This is a genomic window from Corynebacterium maris DSM 45190, from assembly GCF_000442645.1.
Lineage (GTDB): Bacteria > Actinomycetota > Actinomycetes > Mycobacteriales > Mycobacteriaceae > Corynebacterium > Corynebacterium maris.
In genome coordinates, this window is sequence record NC_021915.1 from 1,891,026 (window position 1) to 1,913,920 (window position 22,895).

Below are 22,895 nucleotides of genomic sequence, written 5' to 3' on the forward strand. Positions count from 1 at the left end.
GGTGCTAGCGCCTCCTCGGGCGTCGGGCGTCGCCGCCCCGGGTGGGGCGGGGGCGCTGAGGCTGATAATCCGATTCGACGCTACCACCAGGGTGTCGCGCCTCCGTGCGCTGCTCCGCCCGGGGACGTACCGCGGTGACTGGTTCACCGAAGCGCCGTTCATTGTTTTTCTTGGTGCGGTCCTCGGGGCGTTTCTTCTCGCCCTCCAGGCCGGGCTCGCGGAGGAAGAAGAGGCGGTCGAAGAGCGGGCGTCCGTAGCTCTGCATCCCGGAGACGCACTGCGGCTCGTGACGCGCCACCGAGGCCAACAGCCCCATCGACGCCAGCGTGATGATCGCCGCGGTGCCGCCGGCGGAGATCATCGGCAGCTGCACGCCGGTGACCGGCAGCAGGCCCACGACGTAGCCGATGTTGATGAACGCCTGGGAGACCACGCCGATGGTCAGGGTGCCGGCCAGCAGCGCCTGGAACTGGTTCTGGGCGCGCAGCGCGGTACGCAGGCCGAAGATGCCCAGGAGGCAGAACAGCAGGATCACCAGTCCGCCGCCGATCAGTCCGAGTTCTTCCCCGATGATGGCGAAGATGAAGTCGTTTTTGGCCTCGGGCAAGTAGAACCACTTGGCGCGGGACTGCCCCAGGCCCACGCCGGTCAACGAACCGTCCGCCAGCGACAAAAAGCCTTGGTAGGACTGGAACGCCGAACCTTGGGTGTCCTGGAAATTACCGGAGAAAGCGTCGAAGTAGGTGTGGAAGCGGGCCGCGCGGAAACCGCCGCCGACGAACACCGCCACCAGCCCTAAGACCGCGATCACTAAGGCGGCGGCGACCAGGCGCCAATCCACGCCGGCGAAGATCAGGGTGAAAGCCACGACCACGCCGAAGGACATGGCCATGCCCAAATCGCCCTGGGCGATGATCAGGCCGAAGCAGAGGATCGCGACCAGCGTGTACCAGGTGAACGGGCTGCGCAGGTTCGTCGCGGTGTGTCGGTGTCCCGCCAGAAACGACGCCCCCCAGATGGCGAAGGTGACCCTGGCGACCTCCGAGGGCTGGATTTGGACGGGGCCGATCGGCAGCCACGACTGCGAGCCGACCGATTCTCTGCCCACGCCCAACGGGGTGAGCACCAGGATCAGCAGGATGATCGTGAGGATCATCAGCCACGGCGCCAGCATCCGCACCCATCTGAGCGGGATTTTCAGCGCCGCCCAGAAGGCGACCAGTCCGACGAAGACCATGAGGGCGTGGCGGGTGGCCTCTCCCCAGACGGTGGCGCCGTCGAGGGCGGACCACGTCATGGAGGAGGAGAAGACCATGACCACGCCGATGCCGGTCAGCGCCAGCACGATGATGCGGATCATGAGGTAATCCAGTCCCGGCTGACGGGACATGTGGGCGGCGACGGCGCCGAACGCACCCGCGGAACGGCCGCGGTTCTGGCCGGGGGCGGGTTCTCGGGTGGTGGTCATGGCTGGTTACTTCCTTTGGGGCTGGTCGTGTCGGCGGGCGGCGACGGCGAAGACGTCGCCGCGGTGTCCCATGCCGGTGAACATGTCCAGGGAGGCCGCGGCGGGGGCCAGCAGGACCGTCTGCTCGTCGGTGACCCGGCCCGCGGCCCATCCCACCGCCTCGTTCATGGCCTGTTCCGGGTCCGTGGCGTCGGAGATGAAGACCTCCACGTCGGGGGCGTGCGCCGCCAGCGCGTCGGCCAGGATCTGCCGGTCCACGCCGAGCAGGGCGGCGCCGCTGAGTCGGTGGGCGTGTTCGCGGATCAGGTTCTCCACGTCGGCGCCCTTGAGTTGGCCGCCGGCGATCCAGAGCACTTTGTCCCGCCCGGCCAGCGCCGCGGCGGCGGCGTGCGGGTTGGTGGCCTTGGAGTTGTCCACCCACTGCCCCACTCCGCGGTGCACGACGGCGCCGCGGTGGCCGTCGACGGTGAACTCCGCCAGTGCGCGGGCGATGGTGTCCCCGCCCACCCCCTGGGTGCGGGCGATCGCGGCGGCGGCCAGGGCGTCGAGTTGCCCGGCGGGCCCCGCCGGTTCCAGCCCCTCCGCGGGGCCCAGGTCGACGTCGTCGCCGGTGCGGTCGACGAGGCGTCCATCGACGATTCCGAGCTGGCCCGCGGCGGGTGCGCCGAGGGTGAAGCCCACGACGTCGTCGCGGCCGGTGGCGTCCGCCAGGCGGCGGACTTCGGCGTCGTCGGCGCCGATGACGGCGTGTTTGCCGCGCAGCACCTTGGCCTTGGCGGCCGCGTAGTCAGCGAAGGAGCCGTGCCAGTCGATGTGGTCCTCGGCGAGGTTGAGCAGCACGCCGGCGCCGGGGGTCAGTTCGCTCGACCAGTGCAGCTGAAAGCTGGACAGCTCCGCGGCGAGCACGTCCACGCGCGGGACGGCGGTCAGGGCGTCGGCGACGGCGAGTCCGATGTTGCCGACGGCCTGGGCGCGCAGCCCGGTCGTGGCGGAGTGGGCGGCCATGATGTCGGCGAGCATCGCGGTGGTGGTGGTCTTGCCGTTGGTGCCGGTGACCACGAGCCAGGTGCGCGGGGCGCCGAAAGCTCCGGCGCGGTCCAGGCGGTAGGCCAGCTCCACGTCGCCGAGGATGTCCAGGCCCACCTGCTGGGCGTAGGTCAGCAGGGGCGTGTCCGGCCGCCAGCCGGGTGAGGTGACCACCGCGGAGACGACCTCCGAGTCGATGAAGATGCGGGCGTCGTCGGTGGAGGCGGGGCGGGCGCCGGTGGCCTCGCAGGCGGTGATCCGGGCGTGGACGTCGTCGTCGACGAGCACGACGGAGCAGCCCAGGTCGACCAACAGGCGGGAGACGCCGACGCCGGAGACGCCGGCGCCGGTGACCAGCACGTGGCCGGCGCGTAGTCGGGTCAACACGTCCATGTCGCTACACCCCCGCCGCGGCGAGCCAGTCGCCGTAGAAGATGGCCACGCCGGCCAGGGCGGCCAGGGCGGCGATCAGCCAGAAGCGCACGACGACGGTGGTCTCCGGCCAACCGCCCTTCTCGAAGTGATGGTGGAAGGGGGCCATGCGGAAGACACGCTTGCCGCTGACCTTGAACACCGCCACTTGGATGGCCACGGAGGCGACCTCCATGACGAACAGGGCGCCGACGATGATCATGAGCAGTTCCGTGCGGGAGGCGACGGACAAGCCGGCGACCAGGCCGCCGAGGGCCAGGGAGCCGGTGTCGCCCATGAAGATTTTCGCGGGGGAGGCGTTCCACCACAAAAAGCCGGCGCAGGCGCCCAGCCCAGCGGCGGCCAGCACCGCGAGGTCCAGCGGGTCGCGGACGTTGTAGCAGCCCGCCACGGCCTCTTCGGCGCAGGAGTTGCGGAACTGCCAGAAGGTGATCAGCGTGTAGGCGCCCATCACGATGGCGGTGGAGCCGGCGGCCAGTCCGTCGAGTCCGTCGGTCAGGTTGACCGCGTTGGACCAGGCGGCGATGAGGATGAAGATGAAGATCAGGAAGAGGATGACGCCGATGATCCCGCCGCCGACGGCGATGTCGACGGTGTCGATGTCGCGGAGGAACGACAGCTGCGTCGAGCCCGGGGTCAGCCCGTTTTCATCGGGGAACTGCAGGATCAGCAGGCCGAAGATGACCGCGATGAGCAGCTGGGCGAGCAGCTTCTGCCCCGAATTCAGGCCGAGGTTACGGCCCTGGAACAGTTTGATGAAGTCGTCGGCGAAACCGACCGCGCCGAGCGACAGGGTCAGCCCGAGGATCAGCCAACCGGTGGCGGTGAATCCGCCGCTGCCGGTGGCCATGGCGTAAAAGCCGCTGGCGAGGTAGGCCACGGTGATGCCGGCCAAGATCGCGATGCCGCCCATGGTGGGGGTGCCGCGTTTGCTCAGGTGTGTCTGTGGCCCGTCCTCGCGGATCTCTTGTCCGATGCCCTCGGAAGAGAAATACCGGATCAGCCCGGGGGTCAGGAAGATGGCCGTCAGGAAGGCCACGACTCCCGCGATGATGATCTGTGTCACTGAAATGTCCTAATCTTTCTTCGGTATCACTGCTGAGGGACCGTCATTGCCGGCCGAGGAGAGCGTCCGCCACGTGCCACAGGCCGATGGCGTTGGAGGCCTTGACCAACACGACGTCGCCGTCGGCCTCGGCCTGCGGCACATCCGGGTTGGGGGTGCGCAGGATCTCCTCGACCTCCCGGACGGCCTCGTCGACGTCGTGGGCGACGCAAGTAGTTATACCCTGCTTGTCCGCCGAGGTGGCCATGGCGCGGGCGTCGGGAGAGGTTCCCACGACCACGAGGTGGCTGACGTTGAAGCGGGCCAGCTCGTCGCCGACGCGTTCGTGCGCGGCGGCGGAGTCGTCGCCGAGTTCACCCATTTCACCGAGGACCGCGATCGCGCGGGCGCCGCGGCGGGCGGAGGCGGTGTAGGCCAGCGCGGCGACGCCGGCGCGCATGGAGTCCGGGTTGGCGTTGTAGGAGTCGTTGATGACGGTGAGGCCGTCGGAACGGCTGGCCACGTCCATGCGGTTGGCCGACGCCGCGTGGTGCTCGGACAGCGCCTCGGCCACCTGCGCCACGCTCATGCCGGATTCGAGGCCGGCGGCCGCGGCGGCCAGGGCGTTGCCGACCTGGTGCGCGCCGAAGACCCGCAGGCGCACCCGCACGGGGTCGCCGGCCGGGGTGTGCATGGTGAAGGAGGCGCGGGCGACGTCGTCGAGGACGACGTCCGTGGCGTAGTAGTCCGCCCCCGGGGCGACGGGCTGGGCGGCGGAGTAGGTGACCACGCGCGCCGTCGTGCGCGGGGCCATGGCCGCGACGAAGGGGTCGTCGGCGTTGAGGATGGCCACCCCGCCGTCCGCGGCCGCGGGCAGCGCCTCGATCAGCTCGCCCTTGGCGCGGGCGATGTTGTCGCGGGAACCGAATTCGCCCAGGTGCGCGGTGCCCACGTTGAGCACCACGCCGATCTGCGGGCGGGCGATGCCGGCCAGATGCGCGATGTGGCCGACGCCGCGGGCGGACATCTCCGCGACCAAAAAGTCCGTGTCGCCGGTGCAGCGCAGCACGGTGTAGGGGTGGCCGATCTCGTTGTTGAAGGAGCCGGGCGGGGCAACGGTCTCGCCGGCCCGGCCGAGCACGGCGGCGAGCAGGTCCTTGGTGGAGGTTTTGCCGGCGGAGCCGGTGACGCCCACGATGCGCAGGCCGTGCTCGACGGTCAGCGTGGTGGACACATGCCGGGCCAGGGCGCTCATGGCGTCCACGACGGCCTGGGCCACCGCTTCGTCAGTCTGATCGGCAGACGTGACGACGATCGCCGGGGCGTCCACTGCACGCGCCGCCAACACGGCGATGGCGCCGTCGGCGACCGCGCGCGCGGCGAAGTCGTGGCCGTCGACGCGTTCGCCCGGCAGCGCGACGAACAGGCCGCCGTCGCCGAGCTTGCGGGAGTCGAATTCGACGCCGCCGGTGACCCGCGCCTGCGGGTCCGTGACGTTGTGCAGCTCTCCGCCGGTCAGCTCGGCGATCTGGGAGAGAGTCAGGTCGATCATGGTTACTGCCCCTTCTCCTGGGTCGCGCGCTCGGTCAGGGCGCGACGCACTTCCTCACGGTCATCGAAATGGCGGGTCTCGGACCCGACGATCTGACCGATCTCATGGCCCTTGCCGGTGACCACGACCGTGTCACCGGGCCGGGCCCAGGCCACGAGCGCCTCGATGGCCTCGGCCCGGTCGGCGATCTCGCGGATCTCCGCCCCGGAGCCGACCTCGCGGGCGCCGGCGACGACCGCGGCCCGGATCGGCGCGGGTTCTTCGGTGCGCGGGTTGTCGTCCGTCACGATCACCAGGTCGGCGCGGCGGGCGGCTTCGGCGCCCATGACCGCACGCTTCGAGGCGTCGCGGTCACCGCCCGCGCCGAGGGCGATGCCCACCCGGCCGCCGCCGCTCTGCGCGCGCAACGTGTCCAGCACCGCGGCCACCGCCGCCGGCTTATGGGCGTAGTCGACCACGGCGGTGAAGTCCTGCCCCTCCGCGATGGCCTCCATCCGGCCCGGGACCGCCACCTGCTCCAACCCCCGGGTAAAGGCGGCGAGGTCGACGTCGACGGCGGCCGCCAGACCGACCGCCACGGCGGCGTTGGCGATGTTGAAGTCACCCGGCAGCGGCAGGTCGACCTCCAGTGTCCGCTCCCCGCGGGTGAGGGCAATGCGTTGCGCGCCGGTGGCGTCCTGCGAAAGCTGGCGGGCGGTGACGTCCTCTGGGCCCAACCCCGCCTGGCCCCGGGTGGCCACCTTCATCGCGTCACCGGCGCGCCGCGCCATCGTTTGGCCCCACTCGTCGTCGACGCACACCACGGCCCGGCGAGCGCGGATGGCCGAAGCCGGGTCGAAGAACAACGCCTTGGCCTCGAAGTAATCGTCCATCGTCGGGTGGAAGTCGAGGTGGTCCTGCGACAGGTTCGTGAACCCGGCGGCGTCGAACTCCACCGCGCCCACCCGACCCAGCTCCAGCGCGTGCGAAGACACCTCCATCACCACGTGGGTGATACCGTCGTCGGCCATGTCCTTGAACAGCCGCTGCAGCGTGGTGGCCTCCGGGGTGGTCAGCGTGGTGGGCACCTCACGGCCATCGATGCGCGTGCCGGTCGTGCCGATCAACCCGACCTTGTGCCCGGCGGCCATCAGGCCGCGCTCCAGCAGGTAGGTGGTGGTGGTCTTGCCGGAGGTGCCGGTCACGCCGATGACCGTCATGCGGCGGGTCGGGTGCCCGTAGACCTCCGCGGCCACGGCGCCCAGCACGCGGCGGACGTCCTCGACGACCAAGATCGGCCGGCGCTCGTCCGTCTGGCCGAGCAGCGCCAGGCCGTCTTCGTCCGTGAGGATCGCGCCGGCGGGCGAGTCGAAGGCGTAGGAGGCGCCGTGGACGCGGGTGCCGGGCACCGCGGCGAACAGCGCACCCGGCTCCAGCTTCGTGGAGTCGAGGTCGACGGCCGTGACCGGCGCGGCCAGCGCCGACGGCGACTCGCCGACGATGCGGGCCCCGGCGAGCTCTGCCAGGCGGGCCAGGGTCGGGGGCTGATGCTGGCCCGGAGTGGTGCCTGCCATGAGTGTCCTCCTAGAAAATCAGTGGGAATAAAAGATTAGCGCTGCAGAACCAGAGGCTCTGTCTCGGGGGACGGGGGAATGTTGTCGCGGTCGAGCAGCCAGGACGCCACCGCCTGGAAAATCGGGCCCGCCGACTGGCCGCCGGCGCCGCCTTCCATCACGCCGCGCGCCGGGTTGTCCACCATCACGGCGACCACGAAACGCGGATCGTCGGCCGGGGCGATGCCCGCGAACGTAATCCAGTACTCGCTGTTGGAGTAGGCGCCGGTGTCCTCGTCGACTTTCTGGGCGGTGCCCGTCTTGCCGGAGGTCTGGTACCCCTCGATCGCCGAGGCTCCGGCGGTGCCGGACTGGTCGCCGCCGGCGGGGTCGGTCTGCATGGTGGCCCGGAACATGTCCGTCACCGTCCGCGCCGCCTCCGGGCTGATGACCTGGGTGCTCTCCGGGAGGTTGTCCTCGACCGCCTCTCCGGCGTCGCCGTCGGAGCCGTCGGCGCCCTCCACGTCCGCGACGATGCGCGGCTCGATGCGCTCGCCCTCGTTGGCGATCGCCTGGTACACGCTCGCCATCTGCAGGGTGGTCCAGCTCATGCCCTGGCCGATCGGCAGGTTGGCGAACGTGCCGCCCGACCACTGCTCCAGCGGCGGCAGCAGCCCCGCGGACTCGTTCGGCAGCTCCACCCCGGTGGGCGCGCCCAGGCCGAAGTCGGCCAGGTACTCGGCGAACTTCTCCTCCCCCAATCGCTCGGCGAGCATGAGGGTGCCCACGTTGGAGGACTTACCGAAGATGCCGGTCGTCGTGTACGGCAGGACGCCGTGTTCCCAGGCGTCGCCGACGGTCACGCCGGCCATGTCGATGGTGCCCGGCACCTGGTGCACCTCGTCCGGGGTGGTCAACCCCTCGTTGATCGTGGCGGCGGCCGTGATGATCTTGGCCACCGACCCCGGCTCGTACGGGTGCGATATCGACTTGTTCTCGAAGTCCTTGCCGTCGGCGAGCTGCTCCTCGATGTCGCCGTTCGGGTCGATCGTGTCCGTGTTCGCCATCGCCAAGATCTCGGCGGTCTCCACGTCGAGGACCACCGCCTCCGCGGACTCCGCGCCCGAGTTGGTCTTGGCCTGCTCCAGCAGCTGCTGCAGGTACGTCTGCAGGTCGATGTCCAGCGTCAGCCGCACGTCCTGGCCGTCCACGGCCGGAACGACGTCGCGCAACGTGCCCGGAATCGCCTGACCCGTGGTCGCGACGTCCTCGGTGGAGCGGCCGTTGATGCCGGACAGCAGCGAATCCGCGGACGTCTCGAACCCGAACTGGCCCTGCCCGTCCATGGACACGCGCCCGAGGACGTTCTCCCCCACCGCGCCGTTGGGGTACTGGCGGATGTTCTGGTGGTCGGCGGCGACGCCGTGGAACTCCTGCGCGATCTCGACGGCGACGTCCGGATCCACGTTGCGCACCAGCACCTCGTAGCTGGAATCCGCCTGCAGCTTGTCCAGGATCTCGGAATCGTCGACGTCGTCGGAAGAGGCGCCCGTCTCCGAGATCATCTGCGGAATGCGGGTGGCCATGTCCTCGAGCACCGCGGTGACCCGAGTGTTGAGTTCGGCGTTGTACTGCTCCGGGGAATGCTCCTCCGCGTCGCCCTCCACCCGCATCTCCAGGTCCTGCTGTTCGCGCAGCTCATCGCGCAGCACATTCGGCGACACCGTCAGGCTGCGGGCGTACATGGTGTAGGCCAGCTCGTTGCCCGACCGGTCGACGACCGTGCCGCGGCGCGCGGGTTCCGTGTAGACGCGGGCGCGCTGCTCCTGCGCCTGGGCCGCCAGGTCCGGCCCCCAGACGATCTGCACCCACGCGAGGCGGCCGACGAGAATCACGGCGAGAATGACCGTGAACACGAGGATGGCGCGGATGCGTCGGGTCATCGTGTGCTTCTGCGTCGGCGACTTCGCGTCGGCGTCCGTGCGGGGTGGCCTGGACGGGCGGGCGCCGGGGCGCGCATCACTGGTTCGGGGGCGTGACGACGCACGGCCGGACGCGGAGCTGCCTCCGCGCCCGGACCGTCCATAACGCTGTCCCGAGGTGCTGCGTCGTGTCACAGCCCGCCCTCACCTGCCTGTTCCGGGGTCTGCTCAGTGTTCTCGATGTTTTCGTCGGCCGGAGCCGGGGCTGGGGCTGGGGCCCCGCCGTTGCCGTTGTTGCTGTACGGGGCGACCGCCGGGACGTCGGCGTTCGGCGCCGGCGGGGCGGGCGCCGGGGCCTGATTGTCCGGCACCGTGGCCAGGCTGTCGACCAGCTCATCGGTACGGTCCGGGTCGCTGGACGCCTGGCCCGGTCGCACCGGGGCGCCGTTGACGTCGATGACGGGGCTCGTTCCGGGGCCCGCCGGGCGGAGCTCCTCGACCTGGCCGGGCTGCCCGGCCTCGAGGATGCCCGGCTGCTGCGGCACCACCATGCCCAAGTCGCTGGCTCGACGAGCCACCTCGGCGGAGGAGCTGACGTTCTCCAGATCGCGGTGCAGCGTCTCCAGCTGATTCGACAGCTGTGCCTCCTGGGAAGACAGCTGCTGGAGCCGGAAAGTCTGCTGGGTCGCGAGGCCGGAGAGCCACATCGCCACGGCGACGCCGGTGACCAACATCACGATGGCCACGACGCTGACGCGCGCCAGGGAGCTGGCCTTCTTGGCCGGGGCGACCCGGCGGCCGCGGACGGAGACGACCTGACGGGACCCCAACCGTCGGTTGTTGCGTCCCGGCGCGCCGGTGCGTTCCGTGTCAGGAGCGACGTCCGTCCTGCTTGGCCGAGCCGGGGCGGTGGTGCGGGCGTTGACGTCGGCGGAATCGGCCGCCCGGCGGGGATGGCTGACCCGGTCCCGCTCCAAGACGCCCGTGGCGCCGGTCGGGGTTCCGGTGGTGAAATCTCGGCTGGCTCCCATGGCGCGCGGCCCCTTTCTGTTCGGGTGGGTGTGTTCGGTGGTCATCGGTCGCCTCCCGGGGGAAGAGGGTCGTCGGGCAGAACCCGCTCGAGTGCACGTACGCGCACAGGGGCGGCGCGGGGGTTTTCTTCGATCTCTTGCTCCGTCGCCTTCTCTGCGCCGCGGGTGACCGTGCGGAACTTGGCGGCGGTGCCCGGCAAGTCCATCGGCAGCCCCGGCGGGGTCTTCGAGGTCGACAGGTCCGTGAAGCATCGCTTGACGATGCGGTCTTCCAACGACTGGTAACTCATGAACACGGCCCTGCCGCCCACGCCCAACAGGCCGGTGATGGCGGGGACGGCCTTCTCCACGGCCTCGAGTTCGGCGTTGACCTCGATGCGCAAGGCTTGGAAGGTGCGCTTGGCGGGGTGACCGCCGGTGCGCCGAGTCGCGGCGGGGATCACACCATAGAGCAGTTCCACCAACCGGGCGGAGGTGGTGAAAGGTTCCTTGTCCCGCTCACGCAGAACTGCGGAAGCGATTTTTCCCGCGAAACGCTCGTCGCCGTAGGTCTTCAGGATGCGGGCGAGGTCGCCGTGGCCGTAGGTGTTGAGCACGTCCGCCGCGGTGATCCCCTGCGTGGGGTCCATGCGCATGTCCAGGGGAGCGTCGGTGCGGTACGCGAAACCGCGGTCGACCTGGTCGAGCTGCATCGATGACACGCCGAGATCGTAGAGCGCCCCGGCGACGCCGTGGGCGCGGGCGAGGTTGAAGGCCTCTCCGGCGCCGCTGTCGACGACCCGGTCGACGTCATCGAAACGCGCCTGCGCCGGGGCGAAGCGGTCGCCGAAGCCGGCGAGCCGCTCACTGGCCTCACGCAGCGCGTTCGGGTCACGGTCGATGCCGATGACATACGCCTCCGGGAACAGCGTGAGAAAATGTTCGGTGTGGCCGCCGGCGCCCAAGGTGCCGTCGACGATGACGGCGGCGCCATGCTCGGCGGCCGCCGTCCCCACTGCCGGGGCGAGCAGTTCCGCCATCCGGTCACGCATCACGGGAACGTGCCCGTGGTTGGCTGCTTCGCCGCTGTCCGCCACGCCCGCCCCCTTCTGGTTTCTCAACCTATGAGCCGTTGATATGTAAATGGTCCACTGGGGCGCGTATAGGGCTCTGCCCGAAGCGGGGATCTGATGTCGGGGAAGTACACCAGAGCACCCGGCCTCGAGCAGAGTCCGTACACGCGCTCCGCGGGTTCCGGCCTTCTAGAGAAGACCGGCGAGGAATTCGTCTGCGTCCGCCGCCGAATAGGCGGCTTCCGTCTCCTTTTGGTATTCGGCCCAGGATTCGGAATCCCAGATTTCCAGAAAGTCCACCGACCCGATGACCACGCATTCCTTGGTCAACCGCGCATATTCGCGGTGGGCGGCCGACAAAGTGACCCGTCCGTGCCCGTCCGGCCGCTGCTCGTCAGCGCTGGCTGCGAGGTTGCGGATGAACGCGCGGGCTCGAGGGTTGGTCCGGGAGATCGCGGCCGCTTTGCGGGCGCGTTCCTCGAACTCAACCTTCGGGTAGACCGCAAGACTGTGGTCCTGCCCTTTCGTGATCACCATTCCGCCGACCAAATCCTCACGAAACTTGGCCGGCAGAGTCAACCGCCCTTTGTCGTCGAGCTTCGGGGTGTAGGTGCCGAGAAACATCCTCGGTGCCCCTTCCCTTGGCCCGCCGACGGGAACGTTTGATCAATAGCTCGGATTCATTTCTCAGTGCCTCACCCGGAGAACAATTGCGAAGTGTTTTCCGTGTTCGCCACTGGCCCCACTTTAACCCACTTCGCCCCACAATCAACAGGCAACCCGCCCGGCGATCCGCCGAATATCCCCATCACCCCTGCTTGCCCCGGAAACAGGACGCGGAAAGTGATGGACGGACACTCAGCCAGGGGCCGCCGCCGCAAGTTTCCCCGCCCACACCACCGCCGTGCACATCCGCGTCGACCAGCAGTTTTTTGGCCCGTTCATCGCCCGCCCGGCGCTTAAATGGAACCTGGCCGGGGCATGACCGGGCGGACAGTGCGTCACACGAAAATTGGCAGGGTTTTGGAAGGGTTCCCCGCGCGTGTCGCGCGGTGGGGGGAGGTGGGTGGCCTTGCGCGGAGGAAAGTGGGAAAGCACGTGCTGCCGTCGACCCGGGCGGGGTCGACGGCAGCACGTGCCGGGGCGGGCCGAGGTGGGCCTCCGCTCAGTGAAGGGTTACTGGTTGCCTTCGAATCGACGGCGGAAGTTTTCCTCCAACTTCGAGGGCGATGAACCGTCACGGGGCTGACGCCCGCCACGCTTACCCTCCGCCTCGCCGGAGCCCCCCGTGTTCGGGGTCCGCAGCATCCAGACGCCGGCACCGAGCATGACGAGGAATCCAGCGATGCTGAGGGCGATGAACCAGAAACTGACCTGGGCGAGAGCGACGCCCGCGATCAGCAGAATGAGCCCCACGACAGCGATGGCGACACCACGCAGCGTCACCGAGCCACGGCCGCCGGAAAAAGTACTGTCGGCGGCCACAGACGCGCCGAACTTAGGATCGTCAGCGAGAAGGGAGCGCTCAATCTCCCTGAGTGCCCGCTGCTCCTGCTCTGATAGCGACACTGTTCCTCCAGGTTGTCGTGTGATTCGAACTTAGCCCCGGTAACCGTTCCACCGCGGTCGAATTACCGTCTACTTTACTAACGTCCAGCGTATCTACTTTGTTCCCTCCAATACCAATGATGGATTCTTTCTTTTGTGCGACACGCCCCACCGGCGTCCCCTATCTGCGCACGACCACCGTTTTTAGGCGGCGTCCCCATCGGACGACCGCCACCCGGCGCCCACTTCGACCTCCGCAAGAAATGCCTCCGCGCGGTCGAGTAAGTCGCCGACGAGCCCGGCGTCCGGGTCACGTTCGACGCCGGAGCCCACGCGGGAACGCCAGGCGGAGTAGTCGGAGAATTCCTGCGACCGGGCAAAGCCCGCGCCGTCCACCAGCGCCAGTTTGTCCCAGGCGCTCGACGGCAACCGCTTACGTTTAGCCAGGACTTCGGAGACCGCGATGCGGGCGCCCGCGGTGCGTAGCGCCGCCAGGTAGGCGTTTTCCAGCGCCAGCCCGGCCTCGCTGCGGGAAAGGTGGTCGCGGGCCTGGTCGAGCAATGTCCGCGCGGCAAAGAGATGGCGGTCGCGCGCACTCACTCGGTGGCCGACGCGGGTCGTGGCAGAGATGATCTGGGCCATGCGGGTCGCCTTCTTGCGGTCGAACCGGCCGGGGCGCCGGTTTCCTTCTGCCCTCACAGTAGAAACAGCGCCGGACATCACCACCCCGCAAATAGAACACCTATTCGAACCCCTGCCCGGTGGTGGCCCCCACCCGGAAGCTCTGGTTCGATGGGGACGTGAATATTTCGATCCGCCGCATCTCCGGGCCTGAATTCTCCATCGCCGCCCCGCGACTGGTGGACATCTACATCGCCGCCATGGGTTACAGCCCCTCCGTCCGCAACCAGCGCATCCGCGCCTGGCGGGAGGACACCCGCTTACCCGGGTTCACCGCCATCGTCGCCGCCACCCACAACGACGTCATCGGCCTGGCCTACGGCTTCCTCGGCACCCGCGAAACCTGGTGGGACCGGCAACTGCGCAAGGGATTACAGGCGGACGGACATGACGACGAGGCGATCAGGGACATCGCCGGCGACTACTTTGAAATCGCCGAGATCCACGTGCGGCCGGGCCTGCAGGGCGCCGGCGTCGGCCGCCGCCTACTGACCGACCTGCTGTGGAACGCCCCCGCCCGGATCGCGCTGTTGTCCACGCCTGAGATCCCCGGCGAAGACAACAACGCCTTCGGCCTGTACCGCTCTTTCGGCTTCCACGATGTGCTGCGCCACTTCCACTTCGACGGAGACACCCGCCCCTTCGCCGTCCTCGGCGTCCCGCTGCCCCTGGAACACCCCTCCTCCCGCCGGGACCGCTAGCTTCCGGCCCAGTGCCCCGCTCGGTAGAGTGAGATCGTTCCATCTCCGGCCGGATCCCACCATGTAAGGAAACCTTCCCCCGTGACTCACCCCGACGCCGCCACCCTGTCCCTTGACCAGATCCCCGAGGCGGCCCGCCAGGTCCTCGCCGAGTTCATCGACTCCCGGCGCGCCCAGGTCGCGGAGATCGGTCCCGCCGTGACCACGGCGATGTCGTATCTGGAAGATTTCGTCCTCGGCGGCGGCAAGCGTGTCCGCCCCCTCTTCGCCTGGGCCGGTTTCGTGGGCGCCGGCGGGCTGGACGGCGAGGAGGATCCGGACGCGGTGCTGCGGGCCGTGAGCTCGTTGGAGTTCATTCAGGCTTGTGCCCTGATCCACGACGACATCATCGATTCCTCCGACACCCGGCGCGGCAATCCGACGGTGCACCGGGCCGCGGCGGCCGCACACCGGGGCCACGGCTGGCACGGCGACGCGGATCATTTCGGTGAGTCCGTCGCGATTCTGGCCGGCGACCTCGCGTTGATCTGGGCGGAGGACATGCTGCAGGATTCTGGGCTGTCCCCGGCGGCGTTGGCCCGGGTTCGAGCGCCGTGGGTGGGGATGCGCACGGAGGTCATCGGCGGGCAGTTGCTCGACATCTACCTGGAGAACACAGGCTCCGAGGATGTGGACAGCGCGCAGTCGGTCAACCGTTTCAAGACCGCGGCGTACACGATCGAGCGTCCGTTACATCTGGGCGCCGCCATCGCGGACGCCCCGGACCGTCTCGTCGAGGCGTTCCGCGGTTACGGCCGGGACATCGGCGTCGCTTTCCAGTTGCGCGACGATCAGCTCGGTGTCTTCGGCGACCCGGAGGTCACCGGTAAACCCGCGAACGACGATTTGCGTGAGGGTAAGCGCACGGTGCTGTTGGCCACCGCCCTGCAGCGTGCGGACGCCGACGCCCCGGAGGCCGCCGCCCAGCTACGTGCCGGGGTGGGCGTCGCCGTCGATCCGGCGGAGCTTTCTCGCCTGGCGCAGTTGATCGCGGCCACCGGCGCTCCGGAGGTCGTGGAGGAGATGATCACGGAGCTGACTGAGTCCGGGCTGGCGCACTTGGCGGAGGCCGAGGTCTCCCCTGATGTGACGGAGACGTTGCGCGACCTCGCCGTCCGTGCGACCGAACGTCGCAGCTGACCCCATGGCTGTGTTGCAGAGCGGCCGCTGGCGGTTGGAGAACCTCGCCCGTCGGTTGCCTTCTCCGGCGGTGCTCGGGGTCATCGGGTCGGCGCTCATCGCGTTGGGCTCTTTCGGTGCGGGCGCGACCCGGAACCGAGGCGGGCTGTTGGAGGCGCTCGACCTTGAGTTTCTGACCTTCGGCCACGGCGCCGGCATGTCTGCGGCGGTGTTGTGGGTCGGCATTCTCGTGCTGCTGCTGTCCTGGGTGTTGCTGGGCAGGTCCGCGGTGGTGGACTCCCCCGCCGACGACGCTGCGCGCACCGCCACGGTGCGCAGGTCGTTGGTGGCGTGGGTGGCGCCGTTGGTGGTGGCCGCCCCGATCCTGTCCCGCGACGTGTATTCGTATCTGATGCAGGGCGCGATGGTCCGCGACGGCTTCGACCCTTATTCGGAGGGCGCGGCCGTCAACCCCGGCCCGTATCTGTTGGAGGTCTCGCACGACTGGCGGAACACGACCACCCCGTACGGGCCGCTGCATCTGTGGATGGGCAGCGGCGTCACCGGGGTGGTGGGCGACAACGTCGCCGCCGGGCTGATCGTGTACAAGCTGATTTCGCTGGCGGGTTTCACCGCGATCGCGTGGGCGGTGCCGCGCATCGCCCGGCGGTTGGGCGGGGATCCCGCGATGGCGTTGTGGCTGGGGGTGGCCAACCCGGTGATGGTGCTGCACCTGGTGGGCGGCATGCACAACGAGTCCGTCATGGTCGGGCTCGTCTCCGTCGGGCTGCTCGCGTGCCTGCGTCGGCGCTTCATCCTCGGCACCGCCCTCATCGCGGTGGCGGTGGCCCTGAAGGCCACGGCGGCCATCGCGTTGCCTTTTGTCGTGTGGATGGCCACTAACCATTACGCGGGCGACCGCCCCACGTGGGCCCGGCGGGCCGTCGCTTTCGTGGCCACCGGCGCGGCCGGGGTGGCGGTCACGCTGGCGGTGATTTCGGCGGTGACTTGGCTGTCCGGCTCCTCGTGGGGCTGGCTGCAGGAGATCTCGGGAAACTCCAAGGTGATCAACCCGCTGGCGGGGCCGACCCTCCTCACGGAGCTGACGCTGCCGTTCATCCAGCTGTTCGCCCCCTCCTTCGACTACAACGTCCTGCTGGGGGTGTTCCGGCCGCTGGGCACGGTGCTGATGCTGACCGGGCTGGTGGTCGTGTGGTGGCTGTTTCGGCAGGACGATCGTCGCGCGGTGATGGGCACGACGCTGGCCTACCAGGTGGCGTTCATGACGAACTCGGTCACGCTGCCGTGGTACTACGCGTCCGTGGTGTCGCTGGCGGGAACGTTCACCCCGCCGCGGTGGGTGTTGAAGCTGACGGTCGGGGCGTCGGTGTTCCTCACCTTGTCCTTCGAGGGCAGCGGCAACCACCAGCTGTACAACCTGGCGTGGGTGGCGGCGTCGCTGATCCTCGCCTGGGTGCTGACGGTGTACGTCTTCCCCCTGGACGCCCATCTGCGGCCCGGCCTCGACCGGAGCGGGGACGCGGCGCCGGGGACGGAACGGCCGGCGTCCGTTACAGCGCCATAGCCTGCGCGCGGCGGATGACTTCGCGGGCGCCGTGGCCGTGCAGGGCGTCGACGGGCCGGCCCGGCAGCGTGTCGTCGGCGGTGAAGAGGTACTCGAGGATTTCTTCGTCGGTGTAGCCGCCGTCGGCGAGCACCGTGATGGCGCCGGCCACGAACTTGCTGGGGTGGTCGCCGTCGCCCACCAGCGCGGCGGGGACGGTCTTTCGGCCGTCGACGCGGAAGGCGACCAGTTTGCGGTCGGTCAGCAGGTCGCCGACCTTGGTGACGGGCATGTTGAACTGTTCGGCGACGGCGGGCAGGCTGAGCAGCACTTCGTCGGCGAGCAGGGCAGTCAGGGCGGTGTTGTTCTGGCTCACGCCGATCAGTGTACGACGCGGGCTTCCCAAGTTTCGCTCGGGGTGAGAATTCGGCCATACTGTTGACCATGAGTCAGCTCGCAGTCGGGGACGTCCTGGAACGCCGGTACCGCATCGATCATCCGATCGCGCGTGGCGGCATGTCGACGGTCTACCGGTGCGTGGATCTGCGCCTCAGCCGCGAAGTCGCCGCCAAGGTGATGGACGCGCGGTTCGTCGACGACCCCGTGTTCCGGGACCGGTTCCGTCGGGAAGCTCAGGCCATGGCCCAGCTCAAGCACCCGAACCTGGTGGACGTCTACGATTTCTCCTCCGAGGACGACGACGTCTACCTGGTCATGGAGCTGATCACGGGCGGCACGTTGCGCGAGTTGCTCGCCGAGCGCGGGCCGATGCCCCCGCACGCGGCCACCGCCGTGATGCGTTTCGTGCTCACCGGTTTATCCGTCGCGCACGCCAAGGGGATGGTCCACCGCGACATCAAGCCCGACAACGTGTTGATCAACGGCGATCACAGCGTGAAGCTCGGCGACTTCGGACTCGTGCGCGGCATTTCCGCCGCGGCGACGAACAACGAGATCATCGGCACCGTCGCCTACCTCTCCCCCGAGCAGGTCGACGGTTCGGAGATCTCGCCCGCCTCGGACGTCTATTCCGCCGGCATCGTGATGTTCGAGCTGTTGACCGGCACGACCCCGTTTTCCGGTGGCGCCGACTATGCGCACGCGATGGCTCGGCTGGAGGAGGACATGCCGCTGGCCAGCTCGCGCATCGACGGCATCCCCCCGCTGTTCGACGAGTTGGTCGCCACCGCCACCCGGCGCGACCCGGAGGATCGTTTCACCGATGCGGGGGAATTCCTCGCCGCCCTCGACGACGTGGCCGAGGAGCTGCGGCTGCCGTCCTACACCGTGCCGATTCCGCGCAACTCCGCCGCCCACCGCGCCACCGAGGTGCCCACGGACACCACCGGCGTGATCGGTGCGACCGGCGTCATTCCGCGCGGCGGCGACGTGGCGGATCAGGGCCCGACCGAGGTCGTCGACGACGCCACCGGGGTCCTGCCCGCCGCGGGGCAAGAGCCGCTGGAGCAGACGCGCGTGGTGGGTGCGGCGCCCGTCGCCCCGGAGCCGGCGCCGGTGCAGGGCCCGCTCGAGGAGATCGGCGCCGACGCCCCCGCCACGCAGGTCTCCGACGAGCACACGGAGCGGGGTGACGCTCCCCCGCCCGTGAGCAACCGCTCCCCGGGGCGGTTGATCGTCGGTCTGCTCATGGTGGCGGTGCTCGTCGCCGCCGTCGGTCTGGGTGGCTGGTGGTTCGGTTCCGGCCGCTACGGCGAAATCCCCCAGGTGTTCGGCGCCGACCGGGCCGCCGCCGTCGCCCAGGTGGAGGAGGCGGGTTTCGTGTCGGCCACCCGCATCGTCTACCACGATGAGGTTCCCGCGGATCAGACGGTGGGGACGGAGCCGCCGGGCGGGACGGGTCTGCTGCCCGGTGAGCAGGTCGTCGTCTTAGTCTCTCAGGGGCAGCCGACGGTGCCGGAGATCCCCGGCGGGGTCAGCGTGGAGGATTACCGGGCGTTGGCGGGGGAACGCACCTTAAGCGTGGAGACCGGCGAGTCGGTCTACTCTTCCGACGTGCCCGTCGGCGCGGTCGCGGACGCCTCCCCCGCCCCGGGCACGCCCGTGCCGATGAACTCGACGGTGACGGTGGCCATCTCCCAGGGCCCGCAGCCGGCCACCGTGCCTGAAGTCGAGGGACAGGGGCTCGCCGAGGCCCGGCGCATGCTGGACGAGGCCGGCCTGAACGTCGGCGAGGTGACCGAGGAGTTCGACGACAGGATCTTCGGCGGCAACGTCGTCTCCGTTGATCCGGGCCCGGGCACGAACCTGGAGCGCGGGGACCGCGTCGACCTGGTGCTCTCCACGGCGGTGCGGGTGCCGGATCTGGCCGGGACGTCGCTCGACGACGCCGTGGACGCGCTCGAGGACGAGGGCTTCGACGTCGACACCACCCGTGACCGCGACGCCGCCGGCGTCGATTTCGACGCCGTGGTGGGGATCTCCCCCGACCCGGGCACGTTGCTGGACCCGGAGGAGGACATGGAGGTCACGGTCACCGTGCCGGGGAGGATCCCGGCGCCGAATGTCGTGGGGCTCAGCGTCGCCGACGCCCGGGAAGTCCTGGAAGACGCGGGCCTGCGGATCAGCGGCGCGTCCCGCCGCGACGACCCCGACACCGTCCAGTCTCAGAATCCCGCGGCCGGCGAGGACGTGTCGCAGCGCGCACGTATCCGCGTCGAACACGAGTAGTCAGACGAGATGAGCCCGGGGCCCCTGCCGGGGCCCCGGGCTCGGTGCTGCGACCGTTAGTTGCGCAGCATCTCGGCGACCAGGAAGGACAGCTCGAGGGCCTGCTGGGTGTTCAGGCGCGGGTCGCAGGCGGACTCGTAGCGGCCCGGCAGATCCACGTCGGTGATGTCCATGGCGCCGCCGAGGCACTCGGTGACGTCCTCGCCGGTCAGCTCGATGTGCACGCCGCCCGGGTGGGTGCCCAGTGCGCGGTGGACCTCGAAGAAGCCCTGCACTTCGTCGATGACCTTGTCAAAGTGGCGCGTCTTGTAGCCGTTGGAGGCGGTGAAGGTGTTGCCGTGCATCGGGTCCGACTGCCAGATGACCTTGTGGCCCTCGGCCTCGACGGCCTGGACGACGGCCGGCAGGACGTCGCGGACCTTGTCGTGGCCCATGCGGGCGACGAAGGTCAGGCGACCCGGCTCGCGCTCCGGGTCGAGCTTCGCCGCGTAGGCGACCGCTTCCTCCGGGGTGACCGTCGGACCGATCTTCAAGCCGATCGGGTTGGCGATCATCGACGCGAAGTTGACGTGGAAGTCGTCGACGCCGCGGGTGCGCTCGCCGATCCACAGCTGGTGTGCGGACAGGTCGTAGAGGCGGGTCACGCCGTCCTCGTCCTCGTGCAGGCGCAGCATGGCGCGCTCGTAGTCCACCAGCAGCGCCTCATGGGAGGCGTAGATGTCGGAGGTGCGCAGCGATTCGTCGTTGACGCCGGCGGCGTCCATGAACCGCAGGCCGGCCTCGATCTCGTTGGCCAGCGCCTGGTAGCGCGCGCCCGCCGGGGAGGCGGCGACGAACTCGCGGTTCCACTCGTGCAGGCGGTACAGATCGGCGGTGCCCGAGGAGGTCAGGGCACGGACCAGGTTCATCGCCGCCGCCGAGTTGGCGTAGGCGCGGATCATGCGGGTCGGGTCGTGCTTGCGCGCCTCCGGGGTCGGTTCCACGCCGTTGACGATGTCGCCGCGGTAGTTCGGCAGCCCGCTGGCGTCCAGGTCGGAGGAACGCGGCTTGGCGTACTGGCCGGCGATGCGCGCCAGCTTGATCACCGGGGTGGAGGCGCCGTAGGTGAGCACGACGGCCATCTGCAGCAGGGTCTTGATGTTCGAGCGGATGTGCGGCTCGGTGTTGGACTCGAAGGTCTCGGCGCAGTCGCCGCCCTGCAGGAGGAAGGCCTCGCCGTTGGCCACGTCGGCCAGCTTGCGCTTGAGCTCCGTGACTTCCGGCGCGACGACAATCGGCGGCACGGACTCGAGCACCGCCCGCACATTGTCGGCTTGCTTCTGGTCCCAGGTGGGCTGCTGCTTGGCGTCCCGGGAAATGACGTCCTTGAACTGCGCGTCCAGTTCCGCGGGCAAGGGCGGGAGGTCCGGCAGCAAGGCTTCGGGGATATCGATTGTCCAACTCACACCCTTAGTTCTATCACGGGGTGTGCTGGGAATACACGCCCAACCGGTTCCGGTCAGCGCCGGACCTGGTTTCCGCCGTCCAGCGGCAACGCTTCCATGCAGGCGCGGAATTTAGCCAGGTTGTGCCGTGCGTCGACGAGTGCGTCGTGGTTGCCGAGGGGGGCTTTCGGCAGCCGCGGGCGGCCGGCCATGTACCAGTACTGCTTGAGCTCGTGGGTGAACCGGGGGATGTCGCGGGGTAAGGCCGCCATGTCCCCGAACAGCTGCGCCAGCAGCACGTGGTCGTAGGCGCCGACCCAGGCCCACAGGTCGGGGGCGCCGTCCCGGGTGAGGAAGGCCAGCACTTCTTCGCGGATGGTGCGTTCGGACTTCCACACCGGGTCGCTCGGGCTGGGCAATTTGGCCAGCACTTTTTCGCGGACCCAGGCGTTGGCCCGCGAAGAGTCGAAGTCGGTGGAGACCGCGTAATATTCGCGCCCGTCCTCCGCCACAATGCCGATGGAGACCAGTTCGATCGTGGTGCCGTCTTCGATGAATTCGGTGTCGTAGAAATACCGCACGTCGCCGGTATCCTTCCTAAACTCACGCGGGCGCGGTGCACCGCGGTTGCCCTCCCACACTAACCGCCTTCGCCTCGACCATATTCGCCGGGGTCCGCAGCCACTGCCCTATGGTTAGCGGGTGACTACTGTGCAGACGACGCCCCGACTCCGGATCGTGGCCGGAGCCGGCCTCCTCATTTCCTTGGCAATGGCCGTGCTTTACCTCGCCACCGTCGGCGCCGGCGGCTTGACCTGGCGGTTTTACATCGACGCCGCCGTCTATCGGGCCGGCGGCCAATTCGTCCTCGACGGCGCGCAGCTCTACCACGAGCAGCTGTTCGTCGGCGGGGAGGAGACCGGCTTCCCGCAGACGTCGCTGCCGTTTACCTATCCCCCGTTCGCGTCGCTGCTGTTTGTGCCGCTGGCGCTGGTCAGCCAGACGACCGCCGGCCTGATCATCGCCGTCGGCAACCTGGTCTTGGCGTGGTCGGTCACCGCCTTACTCATCGACGCCGTCGCCTCCGCCCGGTGGCGCGGGCGACGGGCGGCGGCGCTGGCGACGGCGGTGCTGCCGCTGGTGCTGCTGGCGGAGCCGGTGCGCGAGACCATCTTCTTCGGCCAGATCAACCTGGTGCTGATGCTGCTGGTCGTCGTGGGCACGGTGGCGCGTACCCCGTGGTCGCGCAGCTGGGCGGGAGGCGTGTTCGTGGGTCTCGCCGCGGCGATCAAGCTCACTCCCGCCGTGTTCGGCCTCTACTTCCTCGTCCACCGCCGGTGGGCCGCGGCGGCCGCGACGGTGGCCTCCTTCCTCGCTTTCACGGGGGCGGCGGCGCTGATCCTGCCCCGCGACTCCGTGGACTACTGGGCTTCCACGCTGGCCGACACCGACCGCATCGGCGGCACCGCCTACGCCTCCAACCAGTCGGTCAAAGGCGTGCTCGCCCGGCTGCTCGGCCCGGAGCACCCGGCGGAATCTTGGCTGTGGCTGCTTATCGTGGGGGCGTTGCTCGTCCTGATCACCGCCGCCATGCTTCGGCTCCATCGCACCGGCGGGGACGTGGGCCGGTCCGGCCGGGTGGCGTCGTTGACGGTGGCCTCAATGATCGCGGGGCTGTGCTCCCCCGTCTCCTGGAGCCACCACTGGGTGTGGCTGATCGCGGCGGCCGTCGTGTTCGTCGCGGCCGCGCTGCGCACCACGGGTCCGGCGCGGCTCACGGCGGGTGCCCTGGCCGCGCTCACCGGGCTGGTGGGTCTGATTGGGCCGCACTGGCTGCTTCCCCACCGCGACGGCGCAGAACTGTTGTGGCCCTGGTGGGCGCAGCTGACCGGCAGTTCCTACGTGGTCCTCGGCGTGCTGACGATTCTCACCGCGGTGGTGCTCCCCCGCGCGTTGACCGGCGCGGCGGGCGTCGACGACGCACTCGCCCGGGTCTGGTCCCGGGTGATTCTCGTCTGCGCGGTGCTGCTGGCGATCGGCGTCGTGGCCGCGGCGGTCACGGGCGGGTGAC

The 22,895-nt window shown here is 69.4% G+C and carries 19 protein-coding genes; 5 read left to right on the plus strand and 14 right to left on the minus strand.

Going from position 1 to position 22,895, the window contains the following annotated elements; all coding sequences use genetic code 11:
• Positions 1 to 4: 4 nt before the first annotated feature.
• From B841_RS08900 to B841_RS08950, 11 genes are all read right to left on the minus strand, one after another.
• Complete coding sequence (locus B841_RS08900; protein WP_020935164.1) at positions 5 to 1,468, minus strand: FtsW/RodA/SpoVE family cell cycle protein; 1,464 nt, start codon at positions 1,466 to 1,468, stop codon at positions 5 to 7.
• Between the two features lie 6 nt (positions 1,469 to 1,474).
• Positions 1,475 to 2,887 carry a UDP-N-acetylmuramoyl-L-alanine--D-glutamate ligase gene (murD, locus tag B841_RS08905; protein ID WP_020935165.1) on the minus strand — a complete coding sequence of 471 codons (1,413 nt, stop codon included), beginning with the start codon at positions 2,885 to 2,887 and terminating at the stop codon, positions 1,475 to 1,477.
• A gap of 4 nt (positions 2,888 to 2,891) precedes the next feature.
• A complete protein-coding gene (gene mraY / locus B841_RS08910; RefSeq protein WP_020935166.1) occupies positions 2,892 to 3,992 on the minus strand; it encodes a phospho-N-acetylmuramoyl-pentapeptide-transferase in 1,101 nt (366 codons plus the stop codon).
• Between the two features lie 43 nt (positions 3,993 to 4,035).
• The gene (locus tag B841_RS08915; protein ID WP_020935167.1) at positions 4,036 to 5,523 is read right to left on the minus strand and encodes a UDP-N-acetylmuramoyl-tripeptide--D-alanyl-D-alanine ligase; all 1,488 of its coding nucleotides are present in this window, start codon (positions 5,521 to 5,523) and stop codon (positions 4,036 to 4,038) included.
• A gap of 2 nt (positions 5,524 to 5,525) precedes the next feature.
• A complete protein-coding gene (locus B841_RS08920; protein ID WP_020935168.1) occupies positions 5,526 to 7,076 on the minus strand; it encodes a UDP-N-acetylmuramoyl-L-alanyl-D-glutamate--2,6-diaminopimelate ligase in 1,551 nt (516 codons plus the stop codon).
• 35 nt (positions 7,077 to 7,111) lie between these two features.
• Positions 7,112 to 8,998: a peptidoglycan D,D-transpeptidase FtsI family protein gene (locus B841_RS08925; RefSeq protein WP_020935169.1), complete on the minus strand. Its 1,887-nt coding sequence runs from the start codon at positions 8,996 to 8,998 to the stop codon at positions 7,112 to 7,114.
• 170 nt (positions 8,999 to 9,168) lie between these two features.
• Entirely contained in the window at positions 9,169 to 10,053 is an 885-nt protein-coding gene (locus B841_RS14130) for a hypothetical protein (RefSeq protein WP_020935170.1), read from the minus strand.
• On the minus strand, positions 10,050 to 11,084 hold the full coding sequence (rsmH, locus tag B841_RS08935; protein WP_020935171.1) for a 16S rRNA (cytosine(1402)-N(4))-methyltransferase RsmH: 1,035 nt from the start codon (positions 11,082 to 11,084) through the stop codon (positions 10,050 to 10,052). Before rsmH ends, B841_RS14130 begins: the two co-directional genes overlap by 4 nt.
• Before the next feature lie 165 nt (positions 11,085 to 11,249).
• On the minus strand, positions 11,250 to 11,684 hold the full coding sequence (gene mraZ, locus B841_RS08940) for a division/cell wall cluster transcriptional repressor MraZ (protein WP_020935172.1): 435 nt from the start codon (positions 11,682 to 11,684) through the stop codon (positions 11,250 to 11,252).
• 552 nt (positions 11,685 to 12,236) lie between these two features.
• A complete protein-coding gene (locus B841_RS08945; protein WP_020935173.1) occupies positions 12,237 to 12,629 on the minus strand; it encodes a DUF3040 domain-containing protein in 393 nt (130 codons plus the stop codon).
• Between the two features lie 183 nt (positions 12,630 to 12,812).
• On the minus strand, positions 12,813 to 13,250 hold the full coding sequence (locus tag B841_RS08950; RefSeq protein WP_020935174.1) for an SAV_6107 family HEPN domain-containing protein: 438 nt from the start codon (positions 13,248 to 13,250) through the stop codon (positions 12,813 to 12,815).
• A gap of 158 nt (positions 13,251 to 13,408) precedes the next feature.
• Here B841_RS08950 and B841_RS08955 point away from each other — a divergent pair, with 158 nt between their 5' ends.
• From B841_RS08955 to B841_RS08965, 3 genes are all read left to right on the plus strand, one after another.
• Entirely contained in the window at positions 13,409 to 13,990 is a 582-nt protein-coding gene (locus tag B841_RS08955; RefSeq protein ID WP_041632248.1) for a GNAT family N-acetyltransferase, read from the plus strand.
• Between the two features lie 81 nt (positions 13,991 to 14,071).
• On the plus strand, positions 14,072 to 15,169 hold the full coding sequence (locus B841_RS08960) for a polyprenyl synthetase family protein (protein ID WP_020935176.1): 1,098 nt from the start codon (positions 14,072 to 14,074) through the stop codon (positions 15,167 to 15,169).
• A gap of 4 nt (positions 15,170 to 15,173) precedes the next feature.
• On the plus strand, positions 15,174 to 16,733 hold the full coding sequence (locus B841_RS08965; protein ID WP_020935177.1) for an alpha-(1->6)-mannopyranosyltransferase A: 1,560 nt from the start codon (positions 15,174 to 15,176) through the stop codon (positions 16,731 to 16,733).
• On the opposite strand, the gene B841_RS08970 is transcribed toward B841_RS08965, so the two are convergent.
• Positions 16,720 to 17,097 (minus strand): Rv2175c family DNA-binding protein, encoded by a 378-nt coding sequence (locus B841_RS08970; RefSeq protein WP_404825477.1) that lies wholly within the window; start codon positions 17,095 to 17,097, stop codon positions 16,720 to 16,722. The two genes, B841_RS08965 and B841_RS08970, sit on opposite strands and share 14 nt — an antisense overlap.
• Before the next feature lie 59 nt (positions 17,098 to 17,156).
• Here B841_RS08970 and pknB point away from each other — a divergent pair, with 59 nt between their 5' ends.
• Positions 17,157 to 19,400 (plus strand): Stk1 family PASTA domain-containing Ser/Thr kinase, encoded by a 2,244-nt coding sequence (pknB, locus tag B841_RS08975; protein WP_020935179.1) that lies wholly within the window; start codon positions 17,157 to 17,159, stop codon positions 19,398 to 19,400.
• A 56-nt stretch (positions 19,401 to 19,456) separates the two neighbouring features.
• Here pknB and B841_RS08980 read toward each other — a convergent pair whose 3' ends face one another.
• Complete coding sequence (locus B841_RS08980) at positions 19,457 to 20,845, minus strand: class II 3-deoxy-7-phosphoheptulonate synthase (protein ID WP_020935180.1); 1,389 nt, start codon at positions 20,843 to 20,845, stop codon at positions 19,457 to 19,459.
• Positions 20,846 to 20,898: 53 nt separating this feature from the next.
• Positions 20,899 to 21,405 (minus strand): polyadenylate-specific 3'-exoribonuclease AS, encoded by a 507-nt coding sequence (locus tag B841_RS08985; protein WP_020935181.1) that lies wholly within the window; start codon positions 21,403 to 21,405, stop codon positions 20,899 to 20,901.
• A 121-nt stretch (positions 21,406 to 21,526) separates the two neighbouring features.
• On the opposite strand from B841_RS08985, the gene B841_RS08990 reads away from it, so the two are divergent.
• Positions 21,527 to 22,894 carry a glycosyltransferase 87 family protein gene (locus B841_RS08990; protein ID WP_156844746.1) on the plus strand — a complete coding sequence of 456 codons (1,368 nt, stop codon included), beginning with the start codon at positions 21,527 to 21,529 and terminating at the stop codon, positions 22,892 to 22,894.
• Position 22,895 lies beyond the last annotated feature (1 nt).